The following is a 24,518-nucleotide window of genomic DNA, read 5'->3' as shown; positions in this document are numbered from 1 at the left end:
TAATTATTATGTACTGTCCCTTTTGCCATGCCCAAGAAACTAAGGTTATTGATTCTCGTCTAGTTGCTGAGGGTGCACAAATTCGACGACGTAGGCAATGTTTATTTTGTCATGAACGTTTTACAACCTTTGAAACTGCTGAGCTTATTATGCCAGTGATTATTAAGCGTGATGGACGTAGAGAGCCTTTCAATATAGATAATTTGCGCTCGGGTATGCAAAGAGCACTTGAGAAAAGACCTGTGAGTGTTGATTCAGTAGAAGCCGCTATTGCTAATATTTTGCAAGATATTCGTCGTCGAGGAGAGAGAGAAATAGAAGCTAATTTAGTTGGCGAGCTGGTTATGAAACAATTATATAATCTTGATCATGTTGCTTATGTACGCTTTGCATCAGTTTATAAACGATTTAAAGATATAAGTGACTTTAGACAAGCAATTGATGAAATGAAAGATGACTAAGAGGTAATGGTGGAAAAAAATGCTATTCGGGGCAAACGTCGTGCACGCAGGCTTTTATTGCAAGCCTTATATCAATGGTTAATGTCAGGACACGAAATCTCAGAAATCGAAACCCAATTTCGAGTTAATCATGATATGGATAAAGTAGACGCAGACTACTTTTGTAAGCTTTTATATGGTATTCCTAAATCACTACAAGTAATTGAAGAAAATTTTTCACCTTTCTTAGATATTCCAATTAATAGTTTAAATCCTATTGAACTAACGATTTTACGCTTAAGCACTTATGAGCTACTGTTTTGTTTAGAAATACCTTATCGTGTTGTACTTGATGAAGCGGTTTCATTAGCTAAAGAATATGGTGCTCAAGATGGACACCGGTTTGTCAACGGTGTACTTAATAAGCTAGCTAAACAAGTACGTTCTGCTGAAATTAATTTAAATTATGAATGAATTTAAATTAATTGATGTGTTTTTCAAAAAAGATGTCTTAGCAAGGAAAGATGTCATTTTTGGCATAGGTGATGATGCTGCTTGTATAGAAGTTCCTGCAGGTCATCAAGTGCTCATTAGCACTGATACCTTGGTTGCAGATGTTCATTTTTTAAGTAGTTGGGATCCTTATATAATTGCTTGGAAAGCGGTGATGGTTAATGTAAGTGATATCGCTGCTATGGCTGCAGAACCATGTTGGGTTTCTTTAGCGCTAACTCTTCCGACATTAGATCTTAAATGGTTAGAACGATTTTCCTTAGGGTTTCATGCTGCTTTAAAGCAGTATAATATTGCTTTAATTGGAGGAGATACTACAAAAGGGCCATTAAGTATCACCCTAACGATTCATGGCCTTGTGCCAAGTGGTAAATTTGTAAGACGATCTGGTGCAAAAATAGGTGATGAAATCTGGGTCACTGGTCAATTAGGCGCTGCTGCGCAAGCAGTTAAATGTTTAGAAGGATATTATCAAGTAGCAGCAAACGATTTTGCACAATTATTGTATAAACTACAATATCCCAAACCAAGAGTTGATTTTATAAGTTTACTGCAAACATTTGCTACAGCAGCTATTGATATTTCAGATGGTTTAAGTGGCGATCTTAATCATATTTGTGAAGAGAGCAATACTGGCGCATGCTTAGATTTAGTCGCTATCCCTAGCCATCCTTTAGTCAAAAAATATCAAAAGGAAAAAACAATTGATTTTGTACTTCAAGGCGGAGATGATTATGAGTTATGTTTTACTATACGACCTGATAATCATGATTCTTTTTCTCAGGCCTTAAAAGAATGTCAGTTAACTTGCTATCAAATTGGTGTAATAGAAAAGGAAAAAGGACTTCGCGGTTCTTACAATGGCCAGATAAAGGCTATATCAGTGCAGAGTTATAGTCACTTCTAGGAAAAATTATGCAAACAATCAAACCTTCAGTACAAGTATGGCAAGACCCAGTTTATTTTGTTGCATTTGGATTTGGTACTGGCTTGCTACCTATAGCGCCTGGCACTTGGGGAACGCTTGCTGCTATTCCGCTTTATTTATTAATTAGTACTTATTCTCTTCCTATTTATTTATTATTTACTTTTTTGTTTTTTTTACTTGGCGTTTATGTCAGCGATAAAGTTGGTAAAGATTTGGGCATTCATGATTACAGTGGTATTGTCTGGGATGAAGTTGTAGGTTATCTTTTAACCATGGCAGGTTTACCGCTAGGAATATTTTGGATGTTAGGTGGCTTTATTTTATTTCGCTTATTTGACATCTTAAAACCGTTTCCTATTTCATTTATTGATAAAAAAATAAAAGGTGGTTTAGGCGTAATGCTTGATGATGTACTTGCTGCAATTCCTGCCTGGCTAATTTTAAAGAGCTTAGCTTGGGTTTTTAGTCTATGAATGAAAATCATAAAGAATTAATTAATATTGTTCTAACACTAAGTATCATTGGTTTAAGTATATTTATTATTCATCGTTTTATTCCCTCAATAGTTTGGGCTGGGATGATTGTAATAGCCACCTATCCCTTATATCAACGTTGGCGAAGATTTTTTGGTAATCATGATAATTTATCAGCTTTATTGTTTACGACTATCTTAAGTTTATTGTTTTTACTACCCTTAAGCTGGTTAATAGGCATACTAGTTAAAGAATTGCAATTGTTTATTAATTATTTGCAAGTTATTAATCGTGATGGGGGCGAGGCGCCTAACTTTATTAAACAATTTCCATTTATGAGTAATGATTTAATTAATTACTGGAATACTCATATAGGACAACCCGGCAACGTACGAAGTTTTTTATCTAACTTGCATTTATCATTAACACCAGCAAGTTATTACATTAAACAAATAGGTTTAAATTTAGCGCACCGTGGTTTTCAAGTAGGTTTCACTATGCTTACTTTGTTTTTCTTTTATCGAGATGGCGAAAAATTACATGCACAAATTAATGAAGTGGGTAAATTTTGTTTAGGTAATCGCTGGTATCGATATGCAGATAGGCTTCCCTCTGCTTTGCGCTCTGTTGTAAATGGAACTGTAGTAGTTGGTTTAGGTGTTGGTGTGTTAATGGGTTTTTGCTATATGCTTGTTGGTTTACCGGCTCCTACTCTAATAGGTTTTATTACGGCATTTGCTGCTATGATCCCTTTTGTAGTACCTATTGTGTTTATTATCGTCGCGCTCGTTTTACTTTCATCCGGTGGCTTAATCGCTGCTATTGTCGTAGTAGTCTGGGGTACAATAGTTATGTTTGCTGCTGACCATTTTATAAAGCCAGTTTTAATTGGTGGCGCAATTAGACTTCCATTTTTAGCGGTATTATTTGGAATTTTAGGTGGAGTAGAAACTCTAGGCTTATTAGGTTTATTTTTAGGCCCAATTATCATGGTGTTATTTGTAACTCTTTGGCAAGAGCCAGTATTAAATAAACCTAAATATGAATTAAGAGTAAAACGTCCAATATAATACTTTTATACTAAAATTTCGCTCGTAAATTTATTAATACTTGTATTTTAGCTATTTGCCCCAATCTATACCCAGTCACCGACAGCCACCCGTTTTTTCATGATAGCGAAAACTCCGTAGCTGCCGATTGAATGGGCATACAATTACCGTTTAGAATAGAATGGCCCACAGTATAAAAAAGGGGGGTTTATGAATAAAAATTGGCCTACTAAGGAAAAAGATATTTATGTAGCCGAGCAAATTATGGAAGAATATGCTAACCAAAGTAATAGTGAGTCGTTAGGATTATTTGAGCTGTTTGTTAACCCTAAAGAAAAGCGAATGAATTTTAGATTGTCTAATTGGGTAGTTACATTAGCGGAGCACTTTAAATCAGTTTACGGTGAGACGCAGGGTGATTTTGTCACCAGAAAAGTTATTACTCGTTGTTTAGTAAATGGACAAACACTACATTAATTTAAATTATAATCTCAATTAATTTTTAAGTTTTTAGTGCTGTGAATTCTTTAACAAGGAAGTTAATGATAATTTCAGCACTAAGAAACAGGGTCTATTTAAAAATAAACTTCTAATTCAAAGCATATACTTCTACATAGTGTTAAGATAGCCTAAAAACTTATCATAATCTCCCTTAAAATCTGCTCCTTGTAAGTATTGCTCTAAGGCGTTATTGACTTCCTTTAATAAATCGTTTTCATTGCGGTTAATAGCAATGCCTATTCCGTAACCATATTTAAAGGCTTTACCTAGCGCTATTAATCGACCTGAAGACTGTTGCTGCCAATAAAGTGCATTAGCATTGTCCATAATTGCTATATCTATTTCACCATCATTTAAGGCATCAATCATAAAATCTAGTCGTTCAAATGAAGTTATTTTGGGATTTTGAATACCTAATGACTCTAATACTTGCGGAAAAATGGTTCCTGCAACAACACCAATATTGTAATTTTTTAACAAATTTAGATTAAACTCAGTCGGCTTAATACTATTATTGCCTAAGAAGCGAGCTTGGCTATCTAAATAAGGTTTAGAAAAAGCGACACGGGCTGCTCTATCTGGAGTAATTGTAATAGCTCCAAGAGCGACATCAATATCTCCCTTTTCTAACATGTTTAGCAATTTTGCAAAGGGCATAGGGTAAAAGACACATTGTCTATTAATGAGTTTGCAAATCCGCTCCATTAAAGTAATGTCAAAGCCAAATACCTGATTATTTCCAGCACGCATCACATTTGGTGGATAAAAATTATCTACACCTACACGGATAGGATTATTTTGAGCAAAAACCCAAATATTAATGAATAATAATAAGATAAATAGCAAAGTCCTTTTCATAATAATCACCTTAGTTTTTTTACATTATAGCTATAATTAGCAGGGTGTCGTAAAGTAATAGACTTAAATCGTGGTGGGGTATTAAATTTTAGCGCAAAATGTGCCGGGTATAGACTTTTGGAGAGAAGTGAGCTTTAACTAAGCCCAATGCAAGTATGAAGATGGATTTCCGCCTACGCGGAAATGACAGGTGTCTTAGAAATGACAAGATGTTTGAAAATGACAGAGCTCTTGGAAATGACGGACTCTTACAGTTTACAACTATTAAGCTAAATTTTTATCTTGTCATTCCCGCGCAGGCGGGAAGCTATTGTTATCTGGGGACAGTGCGAGTATTAAGATGGATTTCTGCCTAGGCGGAAATGACAGAATTTTTAAGTTAATGTTATTTGGTGTTCTTTTACTCGTAAACTGTATTAGACTTCTTATATAAGCCTGCCTATGATTACTGCAATCTAATTTATTTAAATTTATGAGCCTTTAGTGTTAATAATTCCTGAAATTTTACAATCTAATTCTTTATTTGATAAATATTTTGCTAATTTAGATCATCCATTGCAAGAGGCTGTCCGAAAGTTACTCTTAGTTAGTGATTATGCTTGTCGGCATATTGTAATTTTACGTCTAATATTAAGTCAGGATGATTGGCAGCGCCAATTTGATTTTAAAGATTATTTAAATTCTTTGCAGGAAATAACTAATAAATCAAGTCAACAATTTGCTCAAGCTATTCGTAAATTCAGACACTATCATTTTTTAAGACTTTTGTTACGTGAGCAAGGTGAGCTTGCAGATACTTCAGAAACGATGACATCTTGGTCTGCTTGTGCTGATGCATTAATTATCTATACATTAAATTATTGTCAACAATCATTAATCTATCGTTATGGTCAACCAATGGATGAAGCAGGCAAGCCTGCTGAACTTTATGCCATAGCAATGGGGAAACTAGGCGGCAGAGAGTTAAATTATTCATCTGATATTGATTTAATTATGGCGTATTCGGCAGCTGGGTATACTATAGGCGATGAACCAGTTACCAATCAGTATTTTTTTACCAAAGTAGTGCAGTTATTTATGCAATTAATGCAAAACATTACTGAAGATGGCTTTGTTTTCCGCGTTGATTTAAGGTTAAGGCCTAATGGAGAGAGTGGTGCTTTAGTATCTTCTTTGCAAGCTTTAGAAACTTATTATCAAGAGCAAGGTAGAGACTGGGAGCGTTACGCTATGGTAAAAGCTCGTGTAATTGGCCAAGCTACAACCAATTTAAATTGGCTGCAAAAACTGATTACACCATTTGTTTACAGACGTTATATTGATTTTAGTATTATAGAATCATTACGAAGTATGAAGGCAATGATTGAGCGCGAAGTCCAATTAAATCCAGCAAGAGATGATATAAAAAGAGGTTTTGGAGGCATTAGGGAGATTGAGTTTATTGTACAAAGTCTGCAATTAATTCGCGGTGGACGGTTACCCAGATTGCAACAAACAAACCTTCTAAAAGCACTTACTATTTTAAAGGAAGAAAAGTTATTTTCTCGTGTTGCTATTTTAAAACAGGCTTATCTCTTTTTAAGAAAATTAGAAAATTGCTTACAAAGTGAAAATGATCAACAGGTGCATGCTCTACCTACAGACTCTATAAAGCAAGCTAAAATAGCATTAGCTATGGGGTTTTCAAGCTGGGAGCCTTTACTGAAAGTATTACAACGTTTTCGCAAAATTATTCGTCATTTATTTCTTTCAATACTAAGAGAAGCAGTTGATTATGAGGACAATAATAAGCTACTTGATTACCAGTTAAGCAACCTTTGGCAAGGCCATGCTGAAAGCTCCATGGCGATTAATTTATTAGCAAGTCTAGGTTATGAAGATGCCACACGTTGTTATCAGTTGATATCTAATTTTAGACATAGCCCTCGCTGCCGCCGCCTCAATCAAGCAGCAAGGTTACGACTAGATCGTTTTATGGTACTACTCTTAAGGGAGCTTGCTAACGTTAAAAATACTAACGAGGTATTACTTAATGTTATTCATTTATTAGAAAATATTGTCAATCGAAGTGCTTATATAACGTTATTTACTGAAAATCCACAAGCCTTAAGAGAATTATTTATTTGGTTTAATAATAGCTCGTTTATTACTTCATTATTAGTAAATTTTCCATTTTTATTAGAAGTATTAATTGATCAACCACAGTCCTGGCAGCCTTTATCACAGAATCAATTAAAAACTCAGTTACAACAATTGTTAGAAAGTAACGATTTAGAAGTACAGGAAGAAATCTTGCGGCAATTTAAGCTTACGAATTGGATGCTTGCTGCTCGTGCTGAACAACATGGTTACCTCAATGCAGTGCAAAGCGCGCGATTTTTATCAATACTTGCAGAAGTTATTGTAGAGCAGGTAGTTAATTTAGCTTTTAAAGAGTTATCTAAACGCTATCCACAAATTCAAGCTATTAAAAATCATTTTGCTGTCGTTGCTTATGGAAAACTAGGTAGTCAGGAGATGAATTATAATTCTGATTTAGATTTAGTATTTATCTATGATAATCAAGTACAGGAAGAAAGTTTAGTAATTCGACTAACCCAAAAGATCTTACATATGTTAACAACACGTTCACAGGCAGGCGTGCTTTATAAGGTGGATACACGTTTAAGGCCTTCAGGTGAAGCAGGTCTTTTAGTAAGTGCTGTAAAATCGTTTATTGATTATCAAGAAAATCATGCGTGGCTTTGGGAACATCAAGCCTTAGTTAGAGCCCGTATTATTATAGGTGAGGCTAAAATTTATAAGTTGTTTAAACAATTAAAGCAAACGATATTGTCAATAGAGCGCTCAAAAGAGTGGGTTTTTGCAGAGATAAAAACCATGCGTCAAAAGATAAGTCGTCATATCAAGGAAGATAAAATTAAATATATTCCTGGAGGCTTAATTGACTTGGAATTTTACGTGCAATTTTTAGTTCTAACAAATCCAACAATATGTTTAAGTAGTACTACTCATACTTTAAAGTTAATTAGCCAGCTAGCTAAACATAAAGTTATTAATACAGAAGAATTTAAAACCTTAAGTAGTGCTTACAAAATTTATCATAAAGTATTGCATCAGGCCATTTTAGACGCAACTAGAGTCATTAATTATGAAAAAATATGCAGTAAAGTACAATTGATTAGCCAATTTCATGAGGCTAGTCATTCATCTTTGCATAACACAAAAAATTAAAAAATTCTGGCTTAGCACCAGCTTGTCGTATGATCTGCATGCTGTATTACCTAGTTTTTCAATACTTCAGGCCAAAGCACCATACACTGCCTACGTCCCGCGACTTGTTCGGCGTTGTTGCATATATTATAAGATTTAATTAAAACAAAGAATAGGTAAAAAAGGTGGCGTTACGAACCTAAAGGGTATAACTTCAGTAGCTAGCCTGGGGTAGGCCTGCGGGCCGAAACCCGGGTTTCACTTCGTTTCACCCAGGCTACTTGCTGGATCCTGCGGACAAGCCGCAGGACGTAGGCACAACCAGAGAGTGGCAGGTATAACAAAAGAGTGGCAGATATCAAAAAGAGCTACTTATCATGTTGTAGGTTTTTCAATACTAAAATCGAGCGCCTTTAAGCAGGAAAAAATGTTTAATCTATCTTCTTTTGCTTAAGCCAGTACTTCATACACTGCCTACGTCCCGCGACTTGTTCGCGGGATCCAGTATTTTGAGTAAGTTTATTTTAATCTCATATACTCAATAAAAACTTTAGTAAAATAAAGTGCAAATTTATATATAATGAATAATTCAATCGGTTACTTCAGCATATAAATCATAATCGTCGCTATCGGTAATTTGCACATCAACAAAGTCCCCAACTTCTAATTCTTGATAAAAAGGTAAATAAACTAAACCATCTATCTCAGGAGCGTCACTTTTACTACGTGCAATAATTTGCTCGGGTGTAATCTCATCAATGAGAACAGTTTGTTTAGTACCAATTTTATCTCTAAGTTTCTCGTGACTAATTTCAGCTTGAACTTGCATAAAGCGGTGATAACGTTCCTCTTTTACTTCTTCTGGAATAGGAGAAGCTAGCTCATTAGCTTTAGCACCTTCAACTGGGGAATATTTAAAGCAGCCTACGCGATCAAGTCTAGCGATTTTGAGAAAATCAAGTAATTCTTCAAATTCTGTCTCTGTTTCGCCTGGGAAACCAACAATAAAAGTAGAACGTAAGGTAATGTCAGGACAGACTGCACGCCATTTAGCAATACGTGCTAAAGTATTTTCACTATTTGCCGGACGCTTCATGGCTTTTAAGACACGTGAATTGGCATGCTGCAAAGGGATATCTAAATAGGGTAAAATGAAACCATCACGCATAAGAGGAATAATGTCATCTACATGAGGGTAAGGATAGACATAGTGGAGGCGAATCCAAATACCTAATTCACCTAACTGCTCGCATAAATCATAAAAACGGGTAGTTAATTGCTTATCTTGCCATTCAACAGGCTGGTAACGTGTATCGACTCCATAGGCACTAGTATCTTGCGAGATAACTAATATTTCTTTGACGCCTGCCTCTTTTAGCCGCTTAGCTTCAGTCAGTACTTGCGCTAAAGGGTAGCTTTGTAATTTGCCACGCATTGTTGGAATAATACAAAAAGTACATTTTTGATTACAGCCTTCTGAAATTTTTAAATAAGCGTAATGCCTTGGTGTAAGCTTAATACCTTGTGGGGGAATAAGCTGGATAAAAGGATTTTTAGGCGGTGGTAAATGTTGGTGTACAGCATTAATAACTTCTTCATAAGCATGTGCACCACTAATATGTAGCACATCTGGACAATTTTGACGAATTATATCAGCTTTAGCGCCTAAACAACCGGTTACTATAACACGGCCATTTTCAGCCATTGCTTCCTTAATGGTATCTAACGATTCAGTAACTGCGCTATCAATAAAACCACAAGTGTTAATAACAACTACACCTGCATCTTGATAAGTGGAGACAAGTTCATAACCTTGTGCTCGTAACTGTGTAATGATCCTTTCGGAATCAACTAAGGCTTTAGGACAGCCTAAACTAACAAAACCTACTTTATGATTCATCAATTGTTGTAACTCTTAATTTACCCTCATAGCGTTATCTACTAAGTATTAATGCATTGCATTCATTCAGTGCCGGTCATGTATAAGCTACATTCCTTAGTTTCACTTGCTCCTAATCTGTCTATAAACTTAGTGAATAATTCCGTATTAAATGGGCGTCTTGTAAAAAAAGTGAATAATTATATCTTTTTTAGCTTAGAAATGTCTATTTGCTCGCCTCTATTTTAAATAATAGATAAGAGGTAATAAAACTAGTTATATCCGTTTCAACCTTATGCAACCAGTCTATTATACAAGCATAATTTTTTTGTGTTTAATAATTCCTTAATGTAAATATTTTATTATATCGGCTTATTTTTTAATCAAATTTGATTATTTTTAAGTCAATTTAGTGAGCTAGATGCATATAAAATAATCAACAAAAGAAGATTGATTATTTGTTAAATTTAAGAGGAATATTAAAATGCCAAGTCCCCAGACCATCGCGATTCTAAACATTTTGTCAAAACATCGAAGGATTCCTGAAGCCGAGGAGAAGCTTGGCGCTAATACCTTTTCAGATAAACTTTGTGAAAAGTTAGATACTATGGTCAAACAGGGGAAAAAAATAAGAATTGTTTTACCAGCTTTCCCAGAAAAGTCTCCTGTTAGAGACAAAACGCTTAGTGATTCTCCTGACATGGCAGAATTAATTTCTTTAAAGTTTTTAAATGAACTTTGCCAAGAAATAGCCGCTGTTTATAATTTTGGTGCTGAAATTGTTATTTATACGGATGGATTTGCTTTTGCAGAAGTATTTCCTGATATTCATACCAAAGCAAAACGCGAAAACTATTTGATTCAGTTAAATAATATGATAGACAACAATAACTTTAAAAATATCAAAATTGTTAATTTAGATGGTAAAGTTAATTTAAATAATTATGCAGAAACTGATAAACACTTTGAAGAACGTGTTAAAAAGCCTAAAGATGATAATGATATAAATAGCCTTAATTTATATCGTGGGCAAATTAAATTTTTTATGACCGAATTGAGTATGGGCTATCCAGGTAAGTCAAATTCAGCAATAAAAAGAGAAGCTGCTATTGTTTCACGAGGCGTGGCTCGAATGAGCGAAGCACTTAGTGAATATCTATCTATAATTGAACCAGAAGCACTTCGATTATCCTGTCATCCTAAAACAGTATCTTCTGATAAGATTGGCTTATGGTTCACTGAAGACCATTCCCTTGGTGGTACTCCCTGGCACAATGCTGCTGTTTATAAAATTCAAGGAGAAACTAATAAATGTACTGTAGAGTTTATGAAATCTTCGGAAGCTAGGCGTAATGGGTTTATATTAAAGTCCGACAAAAATGGAAATCCTAGCCACTTTGTATCACAAGATGTATATCGTTATGCTTGTAGCTTACAATCTTTTTTTCGCTCTATTTGTGCTAAAGCGAATGATACTAGTTCTGGAGCAGAGAAGCTGCCAAGTAAGAATCAAATTTAAATAAGTAGTTTAATAGTATTGGGATATATTATTTTAAATAATGTATCTCAATACTAAATTGGTAAGTAAGCAATAACTTAAGTAAAATTTACTGACTCGTTTGCTCTTGTATGCTTTGTAAGCGGCTAATGAATTCTCGCAGCGTAACCTCACCCACTAAACGAAATTTCTTCATCTCATCGCCTTCTTGATTAAAAAATAGAAAAGTAGGTGGAGCAACAACGTTGTATTGATGCAATAAGGCCTGATTGGCAGCATTATTAGCTGTAATATCTGCTCTTAAAAAAACAAAGTTTTTCAAAAGCCCTTTGACCTCTGCATTTTGTAAAACATTAGATTCTATAGATTGACAAGTAACACACCAATCGGCGTAAAAATCTAACATGACCGGCTTGCCTTGTGCATTAGCAATAGCTTGTTCTACTTCAGCAACTGATTTAACAGGTTGATAAGCTATCTCGTCTTTCGCTTTAGCAGTTGACCAGTGTGCTAAGGGTTGTAGGGGATTAGTTTCACCCATGCTAGCACCAATTAAAATTAACAATCCATAAACAAGAATAATTAGACCTAAGCCTTGGCAAAATTTTGCATAATTTGTGGTAGCTCGAACTAAAGCTCCTAAATAAATACCAGAAAAAATAAGCAAGGCTGCCCATAACACCATAATTAAAGTTCCAGGAAGAATCCGACTTAAAAGGTAGATAGCAATTCCTAATAATAAAACGCCAAAAAAGGATTTTACGGTATTCATCCAGTGTCCCGCTTTTGGCAGCCAGCGTCCAGCTGAGGTGCCAATTAAAATCAAAGGGGTGCCCATTCCTAAACTTAGAAAAAATAGACTTAAACTACCTAAGATAACATTACCACTATTAGCAATATAACCGAGTACGCCAATAAGCGGTGCTGTAACACAAGGTGATAGGATTAAAGTAGATAAGCAACCCATAACTGCGGCGCTTAGGTAATGACCACTCGCTTGACGACGATTTATTTGAGCTAATTTAGTTTGCCATGAAACGGGTAATTTAAGCTCAAAAAATCCAAACATAGATAGAGACAATAGTATAAAAAGAATACTAAATAAGCTAATTGCCCAGGGAGCTTGCATAATAATTTGCAAATTACTTCCTAATAATGACACTAAAGCGCCAACGATGGCATAAGTTATTGACATACTCAAAACGTAACTTAACGATAAGCGAAAGGCTTTACCAGTAGTCATCGTTTGACTATGGCCAACTATAATGCCTGACAAAACCGGAATCATAGGTAAAATACAGGGTGTAAAGGATAATAATAATCCAAAGCCAAAAAACATCAGGAAAATCATAAATAAATTATGATTAGCAAAAATGGAGTCTAAGTTAGTATCACTTTTTTCATCTAATCCCTTATCATCTTGAGTTAACGTAGCGTCTTGAGATAACTCAGCTTTACTTAAAGATAGATCAGGAGCAATGGTTAATTTAATTTGCTTTGTTTGTGGCGGGTAACAAAAACCATCATCGGCACAGCCTTGATAATATAACTTAATAAGCGTTTCTCCAGGCTCTTTACCTAAAACGCCAATCGCAAGATTTAATTGATTGCGATAAATAGTATAAGTCCTGCCTTGTGAATCGGTTTTGGTTAGCGTGGGCGGGAAAGGAATATCCCCTAACTGGATAGTATTATTGTCTGTTGCATTAAGACGAATGCGATCACTATAGAGAAAGTAGCCTTTTTTAATATTCCACTGAATTAGAAATTGATTTGGGTTAAGACGGTTGACATGAACTTGAAAGACGTCACTTACTGGCAGAGGATCTGCTTTGACAGGTGAATCTTCTGCAAAGCATAGTACAGAAAATAGGCAGATTAATAAAAATAAAAGCCGTTTTTTCATGAATATCTCTGAATGCTTAATATACAATTTCCTATTGTAGTGCGGGAACTAAAAAAACCAAAATTTTTTTAGTTATTCCCCTTGAAATAATTATTATTGTCCCCATATGGCTGACATCGGTAATCTATCGTTAACTGGATTACCACAAGGTCAGAGTAATCTGAAAATTATAGGTGATTAACCAATCAGGAGAAAGAGAAGTATGAATATTCGTCCTTTGTACGATCGAGTAGTTGTTCGTCGTCTGGAAGAAGAACGTACCACAGCTGGTGGTATTGTTATTCCCGATAGCGCTACTGAAAAACCCATGCGGGGAAAAGTTGTTGCAGTTGGCGCCGGCAAAAATTTAGATAGTGGTGATGTTCGAGCATTGGCTGTTAAAGTTGATGATATTGTTCTGTTTGGTAAGTACTCTGGTACTGAAGTAAAAGTTAATGGCGAAGAACTAGTGATTATGCGCGAAGAAGATATTTTAGGCGTAATCGAGAAGTAAGCAAACGAATTAAAGGAGACTTAAATGGCTAAAGAATTACGTTTTGGTGACTCAGCGCGTCAGAAAATACTTGCTGGTGCGAATGGGTTAGCTGATGCTGTCCGTGTTACGATGGGTCCACGTGGACGCAATGTTGTTATTGAACGATCTTTTGGTGCACCTACTATTACTAAAGATGGTGTTTCTGTTGCAAAGGAAATTGAATTTGAAGAGCGCTTTGAAAATATGGGCGCCCAAATGTTAAAAGAAGTTGCTTCTAAAACTTCTGATACAGCAGGTGATGGTACAACAACTGCTACAGTTCTTGCTTGTTCAATTATGGTAGAAGGCCATAAAGCAGTTGCTGCTGGTATGAATCCAATGGATTTAAAACGCGGTATTGATAAAGCGGTTATTGCAATTACCAAGCAATTACAATCTATGTCTAAGCCTTGCAAAGATAGCAAAGCTATCGCACAAGTTGGTACTATCTCTGCAAATTCTGATGAAGCAGTTGGTGCTATTATTGCTGAAGCAATGGAAAAAGTAGGTAAAGAAGGGGTCATCACTGTTGAAGATGGTAACGGTCTTGAAAATGAATTATCTGTTGTTGAAGGTATGCAGTTTGATCGTGGCTATATCTCTCCATACTTTATTAATAACCAACAAAATATGAGTGCTGAGCTTGAGCATCCATTTATTTTATTAGTTGATAAGAAAATTTCTACTATTCGGGACATGTTGTCTGTTTTAGAAAGTGTTGCGAAATCTGGTCGTCCTTTATTGATTATTGCTGAAGATGTTGAAGGTGAAGCCTTAGCAACTTTAGTAGTTAACAATATGCGTGGTATTGTTAAAGTTTGTGCCGTTAAAGCACCAGGCTTTGGTGATCGCCGTAAAGCAATGCTACAAGATATTGCTATTTTAACTAATGCTCAAGTTATTTCTGAAGAGATTGGTAAGAGCCTTGAAGGTGCTTCTTTAGAAGATTTAGGTACTGCAAAACGCGTAGTTGTGACTAAAGAAAACACTACTATTATTGACGGTGAAGGTCGAGCTGAAGATATTAATGACCGCATTGTTCAAATTCGTGCACAAATGGAAGAAACTACTTCTGATTATGATCGCGAAAAATTACAAGAGCGTGTTGCAAAACTCGCTGGTGGTGTTGCTGTAATTAAAGTTGGTGCAGCCACTGAAGTTGAAATGAAAGAGAAAAAAGCACGTGTAGAAGATGCTCTCCATGCAACTCGCGCTGCAGTTGAAGAAGGTATCGTTGCTGGTGGTGGCGTTGCTTTAATTCGTGCTCAAAAAGCGTTAGAAGGTATAAAAGGCGATAACTCAGACCAAGATATGGGTATTAATATCCTTCGTCGTGCTATTGAATCACCTCTACGTCAAATCGTAAGCAATGCTGGTTATGAATCGTCTGTAGTTGTTAACAAAGTTGCTGAAAGCAAAGATAACTTTGGTTTTAATGCTGCAACTGGTGAATATGGCGATATGATTGAGTTTGGTATCTTAGATCCAACTAAAGTAACTCGTACTGCTTTACAAAACGCTGCATCTATTGCTAGCTTAATGCTTACTACAGAGTGCATGATTGCTGACTTACCTAAGAAAGGTGATGCTGGCGCTATGGACGCTGGTGCAATGGGTGGCATGGGCGGCATGGGTGGAATGGGCGGCATGATGTAAGCCTTTTCCCTAGCTATAAAAAACCCGCTGCGGCGGGTTTTTTATTAAGGTTCATTTCTAAGCGCCATTTCCCGCACTCAAATTTAACTTTTCACCAAGATTTTAATTCGTAGCTAAGAGTCCGTTTCTAATTCTATTGCAGGTTTGTAATAAAATTAACTTCCTCTTCATAACTGCAAGAGGTCTAATGTTAAAGCGGCTTTTTTTCTAAGATAGAATGGAAAGGATGTAGTGGATTTACACATAATAAAATATAAATCAATGGTGCTTTATTAGGCGCAATTGGTAGCGTTAAATCAATCCCCTAATAAGTTCAACTAAACAATCGGCCATATTTCTTTAATTCTTTTGTTTTACTTAAGGATAATTGCCAATCATTTAAAGCACGTAACTGAATTTTTTCATTAATATAGTAATTAATTTTATTTTACTCTTTTTACATTGAGGTAGAAGTCCTTTAGCAATAATTATTTCGGCGAGTAATTCCTATGCGACGTTAGATCTAGTCGTTTTTTAGTTTTTGTTAGAGCAGGAAATAAACTAAATTGAGTAAGTGCTGACCTATTAGGTTGTTTTTCCTGTATTGATGATGAGATATTAGTTAGGTCTTTTGACGAATCTATAGTTAATTGATTAAATGTTTGTAAAAGATGAGTATAATAATTGGTTAATTTAGACCATTTAACTCGTCCAGAAACTTGTTTTAAATTGGAAAGAACACTGTTTATTTCTTGAAGTTTATTTAGATAAGAAGCTTTATTACTAAAATTTTTTAGCTGATCTAATTCTTTTGCTAATTTTTGATATTTTAATTCTAATGATTTTTCTGTTAAAACTTGTCGTTGCCGCAATTGTTGCAAATACGGACGGCCAATTTGTAGGACTACTTGAATAAGGCTTTCTAATTCAGTTGGTAATTTAGCCTTGCTAAATTGGCCTGGGCCTTTAACTTCATTCCAACTAGGTTGACACGCTAACCTATCCTTAGCATTTAAAAAGAGATGTAAGCGAAAAGATTTGCCAGCAGCATTAGCCCATATTGTTGTAAAATGGCTAGGTCCTAAAGTCGGATTCCTTTCATCTATTTCTTCATAAATACTGAGATGAGTCTCTTTAAGCTGCCATTTTTCAATTATTTTTATATTCTGAGAGGGAAGATGAATATAGTAATAGTTTTTATTATCACGAGTTATTTTTTTAACAGGTTTTATTTTATTTAATTTAAAGTGAGGTGAGATTCTTATTTTATAGTCAAGTGTGTTATATAAATTATTTATATGCATTATTATTTCAAAATAAAGTCATAGTGAGCGATTATTATAAATAAAGATTGAATTTTGGCAATATAGAAGCTTAATATTTGAAAATATAGCGATAGTTAATTAAGTTTTTTGACTTTTATATTTAGTTTAAAGCAGTTCCTAGCGCGTAGAGGAGCCGTTTCTGATTGAAAAAAATTTAATTTTAATTTTTTTAATGAAAAGTTATATAAAAAATTTTATTAAAATTAGTAAATTTTTTTATATTTTTGTATCTAATGCTTATAATTAAATATAGGTTGGACTAATTTATATATAGGTTATGGCAGAAAATTTAATTAAAGAAAGTATTGAGGAAGACCAGGTAAGTTTAGATCGTTTAAAATCAATTGAGGAGTTAATTAAAGTTACACCTTTTAAAGTTGAGAATTATAGTTTTTTACGCGAAGGCGGTGGAGCTAATATCTGCTTTGAAGATGGAACTAGCAAGCGTGTCCCCAAGGGAGTAGCTATCATTTATAATCTATTGAAAAGTAAAGATAAATCGGCACAGGAACAGCTAAGTCTGATAAAGACAGTAGCAGAAAATGTTCATACAGCTGCCCCTGGTAATCAGCAGTTTTATCAAACTATTATTGAGCATAAAGAATCATAGGTCAGCAAAGATAATACTTTAGTCAGTATTACAATGCGGTTACCAAGCTAGTTGATTTTTCTTGCTCCCAATATTTAAGTGGTGATAAATTTGGCTTAGCCATTGCTTGAATAGGTAAGTAAAATGTTTGTTCTAAGAGAAATTGACCACTTAAAGCAGCATGAGAAACTTGATCGGTAAATACTAACCAAGTACTTTGCGCCGCAAAATTAATCTGCTTTTTTTCCACTGTTTGTTGATAATTGTCATCTAACTTCATACGATCGTGAAGTTGTAGTTGATAATGATCATAGGCTGAACGTAAAGTTTTCGTTACTTTAATAAGTCTTAATAACTTTGCCAAAGATCTTCTATAATCAGGAATCTGAGCAGAAAAGCGTTGGATAACCTTATCAAAGGGCTCACCTAAATGCCAAATACGCGGTTCACCAAAGGGATTTATGTTACAAAAAACTCGTAAAATCCGCAGGCCATTTACCGGCGTTGCCGCAAAGGAATCAACGTGTAATCTCGTATCGTCTTTACGCTTTGAGCTTGAACGACCTTGTATTTGAGCGGGTCTATAGCTGGTTCTTCCCCACTGTAGGTGTTGTTGATATTGTGGTAAAAGGGTGTTGACTAAAACCCTTGCAAAACTAGCATACTGTTGCATAAATTCTTTCAATTCTTGTTGTAGCTTAATTGCTTGTATGCCTTCTTTCTTGACGCCTCCTAGATGCTTTGTTCGGTAATCAAAGCTAATATTTTTTCGTCTCCCATCTAAGATGGTTTCGGTTAAAAAATTATTTATTTGTGGGAAATCAAAAAAATAATTAGGGAAATAAAGAACTTGCCCAGATTCAATGGCATTTAAGCTTGTATACTTAATATCATTACTAAGCTGATTTAAATCTGTAATAGGAACATTAAAAAGTTGTTCATCCATTAAATATCTCATTAATTTAGAGGCATAGGCAAACTATTATACTTAAATATTAATAGCTTTGGGATGATCAATTAGTATTGTTTCTTATATAACGATATATAAATTTTTGTAGTGCTTCTAAGGAATTGGATTAATAGATAGCTATTTTAAGATTAACCACATAGAAACATAATTAATAATTATACTTTCCACCTTCTCACATTATATTTAAGCCGCTGCCCTCATTAAATAAATTATTTTATAGTATATATTAAACAATTAAATTAACTATGATACAATATTAAAAAATATTATTCATATTGATTAAAATATGTTATCAATGCTTGATTTTAATATATACGATATACAAGATGATGGTTCTTATACTACTCCTGATCATATCGTTTGTATTGGGGATTTTGCATTCACTAGATGCAATAAGTTAGTAAATATAACTATTTCTCGTAAGGTTCTTTGGATTGGTTGTTTTGCATTCTCTGGATGCAATAATTTAGAAAGTTTAGTTATCCTTGACGGGCTTGGTACGATTAGCGGATATGCATTTAGCAAATGCAGTAAATTAAAAACTATAATACTTCCTATTAGCCTTATTTCAATCGGTGAGTTTGCTTTTTATGATTGCGAAAGCTTAGAGAATTTAACTCTCTCTTCTGGCCTCACTTCAATCGGTCAGGAAGCATTTAACAAATGTCCTAATTTAAAAAAAATAACATTACCTACTAGTATTACCTCGATTGGTAATAGAGCATTTGATCCCGCTATTGAGTTCATTATTGTCGATAGTGATAATAAAGATGAAGTAGAGCGCATCACGCAGTTATTACCTAAGGATTGTCAAAATAAAGTAATAACTAGAGGTTTTGCTAATACCATTATGGAGATTCAAAAAAAGCATTTAGCTCAGTTCGATTACCAAACACCTCAATTTAATCCGTTCTACCAAGGTTTTTTTAATTCAACGCCAGATTCAAGGACAGCGTCATGTTGGACGAAACTACCTACTGACCTACTTAGATATATGAATAGATTCTTGCATGATAAAAGTGACTATTATAAAGAGGCCGAAAAATTAATTGAAAATCAACCGTGGCCTAGAACAAATAAGGAGCTTAAAGACTATGAGGTGTGTCTTAAAAAAATAATAGATGAACAGGTTGATAAAGCAATTAAATTTATTAAAGCCAACTTAAACGATATAGAGAAAAAAGACTCTAATATTAATTTTTCTTCTCTTAGATAGATTAGGGGCTAATAACCACCCTTTAATTTACCTAAGCGCTAAAATTAGCTCAGTTCTAATTAATAAGATTATTATCCTTATAAAAAATATTAATAGTTACGATATAATTAATTGATTTTAAATTATCATTTATTTGCTTTATGCTTAAATAACCTTCTTGCAAAACTGCCATTGCGGGTCAATTACAAATCAAGAGGTGATAAAAATAGTTAATAATTTTTATCCATATTCGCTTATTTAAGCTTTTTAGTTATACCAGGCTTAGTATGGGCAGGTTTGCAAGATATCTACTTATTGCTTTTTATTATTAAGGAGATTTGCGATGAACGAAGTTAAAAATCAACTCTCTATACTGTTGGCCGATACCTATGCGCTGTATTTAAAAACTCAAAATTATCATTGGCATGTTAAAGGAGCACAATTTAAAGCATTACATGAATTATTTGAAACTCAATATCAAGAGCTTGCAGAAGCGGTAGATGAAGTGGCAGAACGCCTTTTGATTTTAGGTCACAAAGCGCCCGCAACTTTTAATGAATTTAATAAGTTAAAACGCATCCAAGATGGGAATTCGAGCCTTTCTGCTAATGACATGGTAAAAGAATTAGCTAATGACCATAGCACCTTAATTAAAGATTTAAATAAATCCATTAAATTAGCTCAAGATGAAGCTGATGAGGGAACTATCACTTTATTAAGTGATCGAATTGCTGCACATGAAAAAGCACGGTGGATGCTAAGTGCATCTAGTGATGTTTAATTTTTGATCACGCCTTGCGTTTAATATAGGTTGGCCCGTGGCTTAACAAAGGCTATGTGAATGTTGGGTCAAGGCCCAATGGCGCTGCCCTAAGATTCTAGCCTACGTCCACGCGATTCAGAGTTTTAGTCTTCGATTGAAACGCCTGGATCCCTCGGACGAGCCGAGGGACGTAGATTGAGGCAAAAAGCCTTAAGAAGGACCAATGGCGCTGCCTTAAGGTTCTAGCCTACGTCCCGTGGCTTGTCCACGGGATCCAGAGTTCTAGCCCTCGACTGAGACGCCTGGATCCCTCGGACGAGCCGAGGGACGTAGATTGGGGCAAAAAGCCTTAAGAAGGACCAATGGCGCTGCCTTAAAATTTTAGCCTACGTCCCGTGGCTTGTCCACGAGACCCAGAGTTCTAGTCTTCGATTGAGATGCTTGGATCCCTCGGACGAGCCGAGGGACGTAGATTAGAGGTCTATTGAGGCAAAAAGCTTTTAGGCAGTGCCATTAGGTCTCGGCCCAACTTATATTTTAATTTTAGTTAAAAGAAGCTTTAATGAAAAGGCTTTATAAGGCCGGGTCCGCTAAATTGCCTTTATTCTCCAACCAAACTTTACGATCACTTGCGCGCTTTTTAGCAAGCATCATATCCATAATAGACATGGTGTTGTCTTCATCTTCAAGCGTTAACTGCACTAAACGACGGGTATTTGGATCCATCGTTGTTTCGCGCAATTGCATTGGGTTCATCTCACCTAATCCTTTAAACCGTTGCACATTAATCTTGCCTGCATTTGTTTTAGTGAGTTTGTTAATAATTTTTTGTTTTTCTTCATCATCAAGAGCATAATGAATTTGCTTACCAGCATCAATTCGATAAAGTGGTGGCATTGCTACAAATACATGGCCTGCTTTTACAAGTGGTTTAAAATGGCGAAGAAAAAGAGCACAAATTAAAGTAGCAATGTGAGCACCATCAGAATCGGCATCAGCGAGGATACAAACTTTTCCATAGCGTAGACCAGACATATCTTCAGAGCCAGGGTCAACACCAATAGCAACTGATATATCATGAATTTCTTGCGATGCTAGAACATGAGAAGAATCAATCTCCCAAGTATTAAGGATTTTACCGCGTAAAGGTAATATAGCTTGAAAATCTTTATTCCGTGCTTGTTTAGCTGAGCCGCCAGCTGAATCACCTTCAACTAAAAATAATTCAGCTTGCTTTAAATCAAGTTGAAGGCAATCAGCAAGTTTCCCTGGCAGAGCAGGGCCTTGGCTTACTCGTTTACGAGCCACCTGTTTGGATTGCTTAAGCCGTTTTTGGGCGCGTTCAATAGCAAATGCTGCAATTGCCTCACCAAAGCTTCGATGATGATTAAGCCATACAGCAAAAGCATCTTTAACGACATTATTGACGAAAGCTGCAGTTTGCCTTGAACTTAAGCGTTCTTTTGTTTGACCTGCAAATTGAGGCTCTTTCATTTTAACAGACAGAATATAGTGGCAAGGTTCCCATAAATCATCTGCTGCTAATTTTACACCACGTGGCAGTAAATTTCTTAAGTCACAAAAGGCATTTAGCGCATCGAATAACCCAGCCCGTAAACCATTAACATGGGTTCCACCTTGAATAGTTGGAATTAAATTAACATAACTTTCATTTAAACTACTTGAAGAATGGCTAGCAGACCAAGCAACAGCCCAATCAACCGTAGCCTCGTCGTTAGCAAATTCGCCAGTAAAGGGTTCCTCAGGAAAATAATCTGGCGGTAAAGATTGTTTTAAATAGTCGACTAACCCTTTTTCAAAACACCAAAAGGTTTTTTCATCTGTTATTTTATTAATAAATGTCATTGCCAGGCCTGGGCAAAGCACAGCTTTAGCACGCAATACATGCATTAATTGTTTAGTTGCAAATTTTGGTGAATCAAAATATTTAGGATTAGGCCAAAAACGAATAGTAGTACCCGTATCACGTTTTTTAACAATACCTGTTTCATGTAATTCTTGTGTTTTATCGCCATTAGCAAAAGACATTTGGTAGAGAACGCCATTACGTTTAATGCATACTTCTACGCGTTCAGATAAAGCATTAACAACTGAAACACCTACACCATGTAATCCACCTGAAAAAGTATAATTTTTATCAGAGAATTTACCGCCTGCGTGTAGGCGCGTCATAATTACTTCTACACCACTTAAACCAAGCTGCGGATGAAGATCAACCGGCATACCACGGCCATTGTCTTCAACCTCAATAGAATTATCTTGGTGAAGTGTTACGGTAATATTATTAGCAAAGCCTGCAATAACTTCATCAACACTATTATCAATGACTTCTTGGGCTAGATGATTAGGCCGGGTAGTATCGGTATACATTCCGGGCCGGCGCTGTACTGGTTCAAGGCCGCTTAATACCTCAATTGCTTGAGCGGTATAATTATCAGACATGACTTAATCACTTCTTCTTAAAGAGAGCTATTTTAGCATAAAAAGCATGCAAAATAGGAATGAAACTGCAATTTACCTACTAATTTAGCTTATAAAAAATTAAGCCTATTTAAACTACACAATTAATAAATTTAAGTATAGATGAAATTAATTTATTTTATATTGAGAACAGATTAGTATTAGCTTTCGTGTTATAGGCAAACTAATTAAAATTAAGGCATTATATGGCTACTAAAGAAGAAGAAGTATTTAAAAAAGAAGAAGAATTATCGCAAACTAAAGCTGCAAAGGACTTTTGCTCTCGTAAAGAAGGTAGTCTGGTAGAAGATGGACGCAACTTTAATACTTGGTATCATATTGACGATGCACAGCGACTTATCTGGAAGTATTTTAATGATTTAAAGGAAAAGCCTGTTCAAGGTACAAGCCAATTAGTTAAGGATTTAACCTTACCTCCTTATGTCTCTTTTGATGCTTATGAACTTAATGTTATTAATTTCTTCACGATTCTTATTAATTATTTTCAGCAACCGGAACATCAGCAAAAACGCTATCTTCCTTTTATGGGTAAACTAGAAATAGGAGGCGCGCATTATATAGCTGGTATGTTAAGGAGAAATGCTGAAGGTGAGCTAGATTTAATTATCTTTAACCCTGTCGGCATATCTAAAGCTAATAGAATTGGTAATGAGTTAGCTAAGCTTGATCAAACCAGCCTTAAAATTGCTAATATTATTTCATCCCCGCATCCAATCCAAAGTACAGCAGAAGACAAAGATAATGGAGCTTTAGTTTCATGTGGTCCTATTTGCGTAGAATTTTTACACATGGCTCTAGCGAATTTAGATTGGTTAGCTAAGCTAGATTTAAATTTTGACTTACCTGCAGAATTTATTAAACCTTTACAACAAAATTATCAAGAAACGATTAAACAGTATCGACTTAAACATGCTCAATTGTTAGAGCAGGTAACTGATAATGACCTAGTATCTTTAGATAATGATTATACAAGCATTAATAATTATATGTGGAATGGCTTATCAGAGTGGTTACAAAAGAATAAACCAGCTGCCTTAGAAAATTCTAGTGAAGATGAAGCAGATGGTATTCATAATGACTTCTTCGATGAACTTGATTATGAGCCAAGTGAAGAAGATTTTAGTAGTAGTGATGAGGAGCAAGCTGATGATTCTGAGGAAGATTTAGTTAGTGAATCGGAAAAAATTGATGAGCCTAAAGAAGAAAAAAAAGAAACAGCAGCAGTTTCTCCACCTATATCACCCAGGGTTTCGCCTACCCCTAGCTCTAAGGTTGAGCATAAGCAGGTTATTATTGATGTGCCTAGAACAGATAATAGAAGGGAAGAAGTTAAAGAAGCTAATTTACCTTTAAATAAAAGAGATGCCTTTGCACCTGATATAGCCTGCGTTCAAAAAGAAATTGATCGTTTGCGAAAAGCATCAAAAAGTTTCTTCTCTATTAAATGTGCAAAAAAAGCTTTACTAATAGAGACGGCGTTACAGGAAGCTGCTAAGAAAGATCAAGATGTTAGATATGATCCAGGTGTGAGAGAAGCGCTAGGCTATCATCGTATTTTTGGTTTTTTTGGCCGAAAAAAAGCGACAGCATTACAACATGTCGAGCAAACATTAACACCTTCACCAAAACCTTAATACTAAAGGCTAATTTAGCTAAAAGCTAAATTAGCCTTTACAAGCGTTCAATCTTTTTTTTGCTTAAATTTGTCCCAATCATGACATTTTCTAGAGTCATTTCACTTTAACATACTTAAATTTCTTATAAATT

Annotated in this window: 20 protein-coding genes; 14 read left to right on the top strand and 6 right to left on the bottom strand. The window is 35.2% G+C overall.

The features are described from left to right. Positions 1–8 precede the first annotated feature (8 nt). From nrdR to ACNVED_RS10915, 6 genes are all read left to right on the top strand, one after another. Positions 9–461 carry a transcriptional regulator NrdR gene (gene nrdR, locus ACNVED_RS10940; protein WP_419419056.1) on the top strand — a complete coding sequence of 151 codons (453 nt, stop codon included), beginning with the start codon at positions 9–11 and terminating at the stop codon, positions 459–461. Positions 462–470: 9 nt separating this feature from the next. Further along, positions 471–914 carry a transcription antitermination factor NusB gene (gene nusB, locus ACNVED_RS10935; protein WP_419421177.1) on the top strand — a complete coding sequence of 148 codons (444 nt, stop codon included), beginning with the start codon at positions 471–473 and terminating at the stop codon, positions 912–914. After that, a complete protein-coding gene (thiL, locus tag ACNVED_RS10930; RefSeq protein ID WP_419419055.1) occupies positions 907–1,860 on the top strand; it encodes a thiamine-phosphate kinase in 954 nt (317 codons plus the stop codon). Before nusB ends, thiL begins: the two co-directional genes overlap by 8 nt. Positions 1,861–1,868: 8 nt before the next feature. Beyond that, positions 1,869–2,354: a phosphatidylglycerophosphatase A gene (locus tag ACNVED_RS10925; RefSeq protein WP_419419054.1), complete on the top strand. Its 486-nt coding sequence runs from the start codon at positions 1,869–1,871 to the stop codon at positions 2,352–2,354. Then, positions 2,351–3,424, top strand: coding sequence for an AI-2E family transporter (locus ACNVED_RS10920; protein WP_419419053.1), 1,074 nt, complete (start codon positions 2,351–2,353; stop codon positions 3,422–3,424). The genes ACNVED_RS10925 and ACNVED_RS10920 overlap by 4 nt, the downstream gene beginning before the upstream one ends. Before the next feature lie 189 nt (positions 3,425–3,613). Beyond that, complete coding sequence (locus ACNVED_RS10915) at positions 3,614–3,880, top strand: hypothetical protein (RefSeq protein ID WP_419419052.1); 267 nt, start codon at positions 3,614–3,616, stop codon at positions 3,878–3,880. Between the two features lie 132 nt (positions 3,881–4,012). On the opposite strand, the gene ACNVED_RS10910 is transcribed toward ACNVED_RS10915, so the two are convergent. After that, entirely contained in the window at positions 4,013–4,762 is a 750-nt protein-coding gene (locus ACNVED_RS10910; protein WP_419419051.1) for a transporter substrate-binding domain-containing protein, read from the bottom strand. 483 nt (positions 4,763–5,245) lie between these two features. On the opposite strand from ACNVED_RS10910, the gene glnE reads away from it, so the two are divergent. After that, the gene (glnE, locus tag ACNVED_RS10905; RefSeq protein ID WP_419419050.1) at positions 5,246–7,996 is read left to right on the top strand and encodes a bifunctional [glutamate--ammonia ligase]-adenylyl-L-tyrosine phosphorylase/[glutamate--ammonia-ligase] adenylyltransferase; all 2,751 of its coding nucleotides are present in this window, start codon (positions 5,246–5,248) and stop codon (positions 7,994–7,996) included. A 568-nt stretch (positions 7,997–8,564) separates the two neighbouring features. Here the strand turns inward: glnE and rimO are convergent. Beyond that, positions 8,565–9,875, bottom strand: coding sequence for a 30S ribosomal protein S12 methylthiotransferase RimO (gene rimO, locus ACNVED_RS10900; protein ID WP_419419049.1), 1,311 nt, complete (start codon positions 9,873–9,875; stop codon positions 8,565–8,567). 463 nt (positions 9,876–10,338) lie between these two features. Here rimO and ACNVED_RS10895 point away from each other — a divergent pair, with 463 nt between their 5' ends. Beyond that, on the top strand, positions 10,339–11,373 hold the full coding sequence (locus ACNVED_RS10895; RefSeq protein WP_419419048.1) for an L-tyrosine/L-tryptophan isonitrile synthase family protein: 1,035 nt from the start codon (positions 10,339–10,341) through the stop codon (positions 11,371–11,373). A gap of 88 nt (positions 11,374–11,461) precedes the next feature. Here ACNVED_RS10895 and dsbD read toward each other — a convergent pair whose 3' ends face one another. Beyond that, positions 11,462–13,258, bottom strand: coding sequence for a protein-disulfide reductase DsbD (dsbD, locus tag ACNVED_RS10890; RefSeq protein WP_419419047.1), 1,797 nt, complete (start codon positions 13,256–13,258; stop codon positions 11,462–11,464). A gap of 202 nt (positions 13,259–13,460) precedes the next feature. Between dsbD and groES the strand changes: the two genes are divergently transcribed. Together groES and groL are read left to right on the top strand one after the other, a co-directional pair. Then, complete coding sequence (gene groES, locus ACNVED_RS10885) at positions 13,461–13,751, top strand: co-chaperone GroES (protein WP_419419046.1); 291 nt, start codon at positions 13,461–13,463, stop codon at positions 13,749–13,751. Between the two features lie 24 nt (positions 13,752–13,775). Beyond that, positions 13,776–15,428 (top strand): chaperonin GroEL, encoded by a 1,653-nt coding sequence (gene groL, locus ACNVED_RS10880; protein ID WP_419419045.1) that lies wholly within the window; start codon positions 13,776–13,778, stop codon positions 15,426–15,428. 467 nt (positions 15,429–15,895) lie between these two features. Here groL and ACNVED_RS10875 read toward each other — a convergent pair whose 3' ends face one another. Further along, entirely contained in the window at positions 15,896–16,711 is an 816-nt protein-coding gene (locus ACNVED_RS10875) for a hypothetical protein (RefSeq protein ID WP_419419044.1), read from the bottom strand. 298 nt (positions 16,712–17,009) lie between these two features. Here ACNVED_RS10875 and ACNVED_RS10870 point away from each other — a divergent pair, with 298 nt between their 5' ends. Beyond that, positions 17,010–17,342, top strand: coding sequence for a hypothetical protein (locus tag ACNVED_RS10870; RefSeq protein WP_419419043.1), 333 nt, complete (start codon positions 17,010–17,012; stop codon positions 17,340–17,342). Between the two features lie 28 nt (positions 17,343–17,370). Here the strand turns inward: ACNVED_RS10870 and ACNVED_RS10865 are convergent, their stop codons facing one another. Continuing rightward, positions 17,371–18,267, bottom strand: coding sequence for a Kdo hydroxylase family protein (locus ACNVED_RS10865; protein ID WP_419419042.1), 897 nt, complete (start codon positions 18,265–18,267; stop codon positions 17,371–17,373). Between the two features lie 310 nt (positions 18,268–18,577). Between ACNVED_RS10865 and ACNVED_RS10860 the strand changes: the two genes are divergently transcribed. After that, the gene (locus tag ACNVED_RS10860; RefSeq protein ID WP_419419041.1) at positions 18,578–19,507 is read left to right on the top strand and encodes a leucine-rich repeat domain-containing protein; all 930 of its coding nucleotides are present in this window, start codon (positions 18,578–18,580) and stop codon (positions 19,505–19,507) included. A 322-nt stretch (positions 19,508–19,829) separates the two neighbouring features. Then, positions 19,830–20,267 carry a Dps family protein gene (locus ACNVED_RS10855; RefSeq protein WP_419419040.1) on the top strand — a complete coding sequence of 146 codons (438 nt, stop codon included), beginning with the start codon at positions 19,830–19,832 and terminating at the stop codon, positions 20,265–20,267. A 555-nt stretch (positions 20,268–20,822) separates the two neighbouring features. Here the strand turns inward: ACNVED_RS10855 and parE are convergent. Continuing rightward, positions 20,823–22,712, bottom strand: coding sequence for a DNA topoisomerase IV subunit B (gene parE, locus ACNVED_RS10850; protein WP_419419039.1), 1,890 nt, complete (start codon positions 22,710–22,712; stop codon positions 20,823–20,825). 224 nt (positions 22,713–22,936) lie between these two features. Here parE and ACNVED_RS10845 point away from each other — a divergent pair, with 224 nt between their 5' ends. After that, positions 22,937–24,385, top strand: a complete 1,449-nt coding sequence (locus ACNVED_RS10845) for a hypothetical protein (RefSeq protein ID WP_419419038.1) — start codon at positions 22,937–22,939, stop codon at positions 24,383–24,385. The last annotated feature ends 133 nt before the right edge of the window (positions 24,386–24,518 follow it).

The sequence above is a fragment of the Legionella sp. D16C41 genome, from assembly GCF_048541585.1.
Classification (GTDB): Bacteria; Pseudomonadota; Gammaproteobacteria; order Legionellales; family Legionellaceae; genus Legionella_C.
The sequence above is the reverse complement of the archived record's forward strand: the minus strand, read 5'-3'. Positions and strand labels throughout refer to the sequence as shown.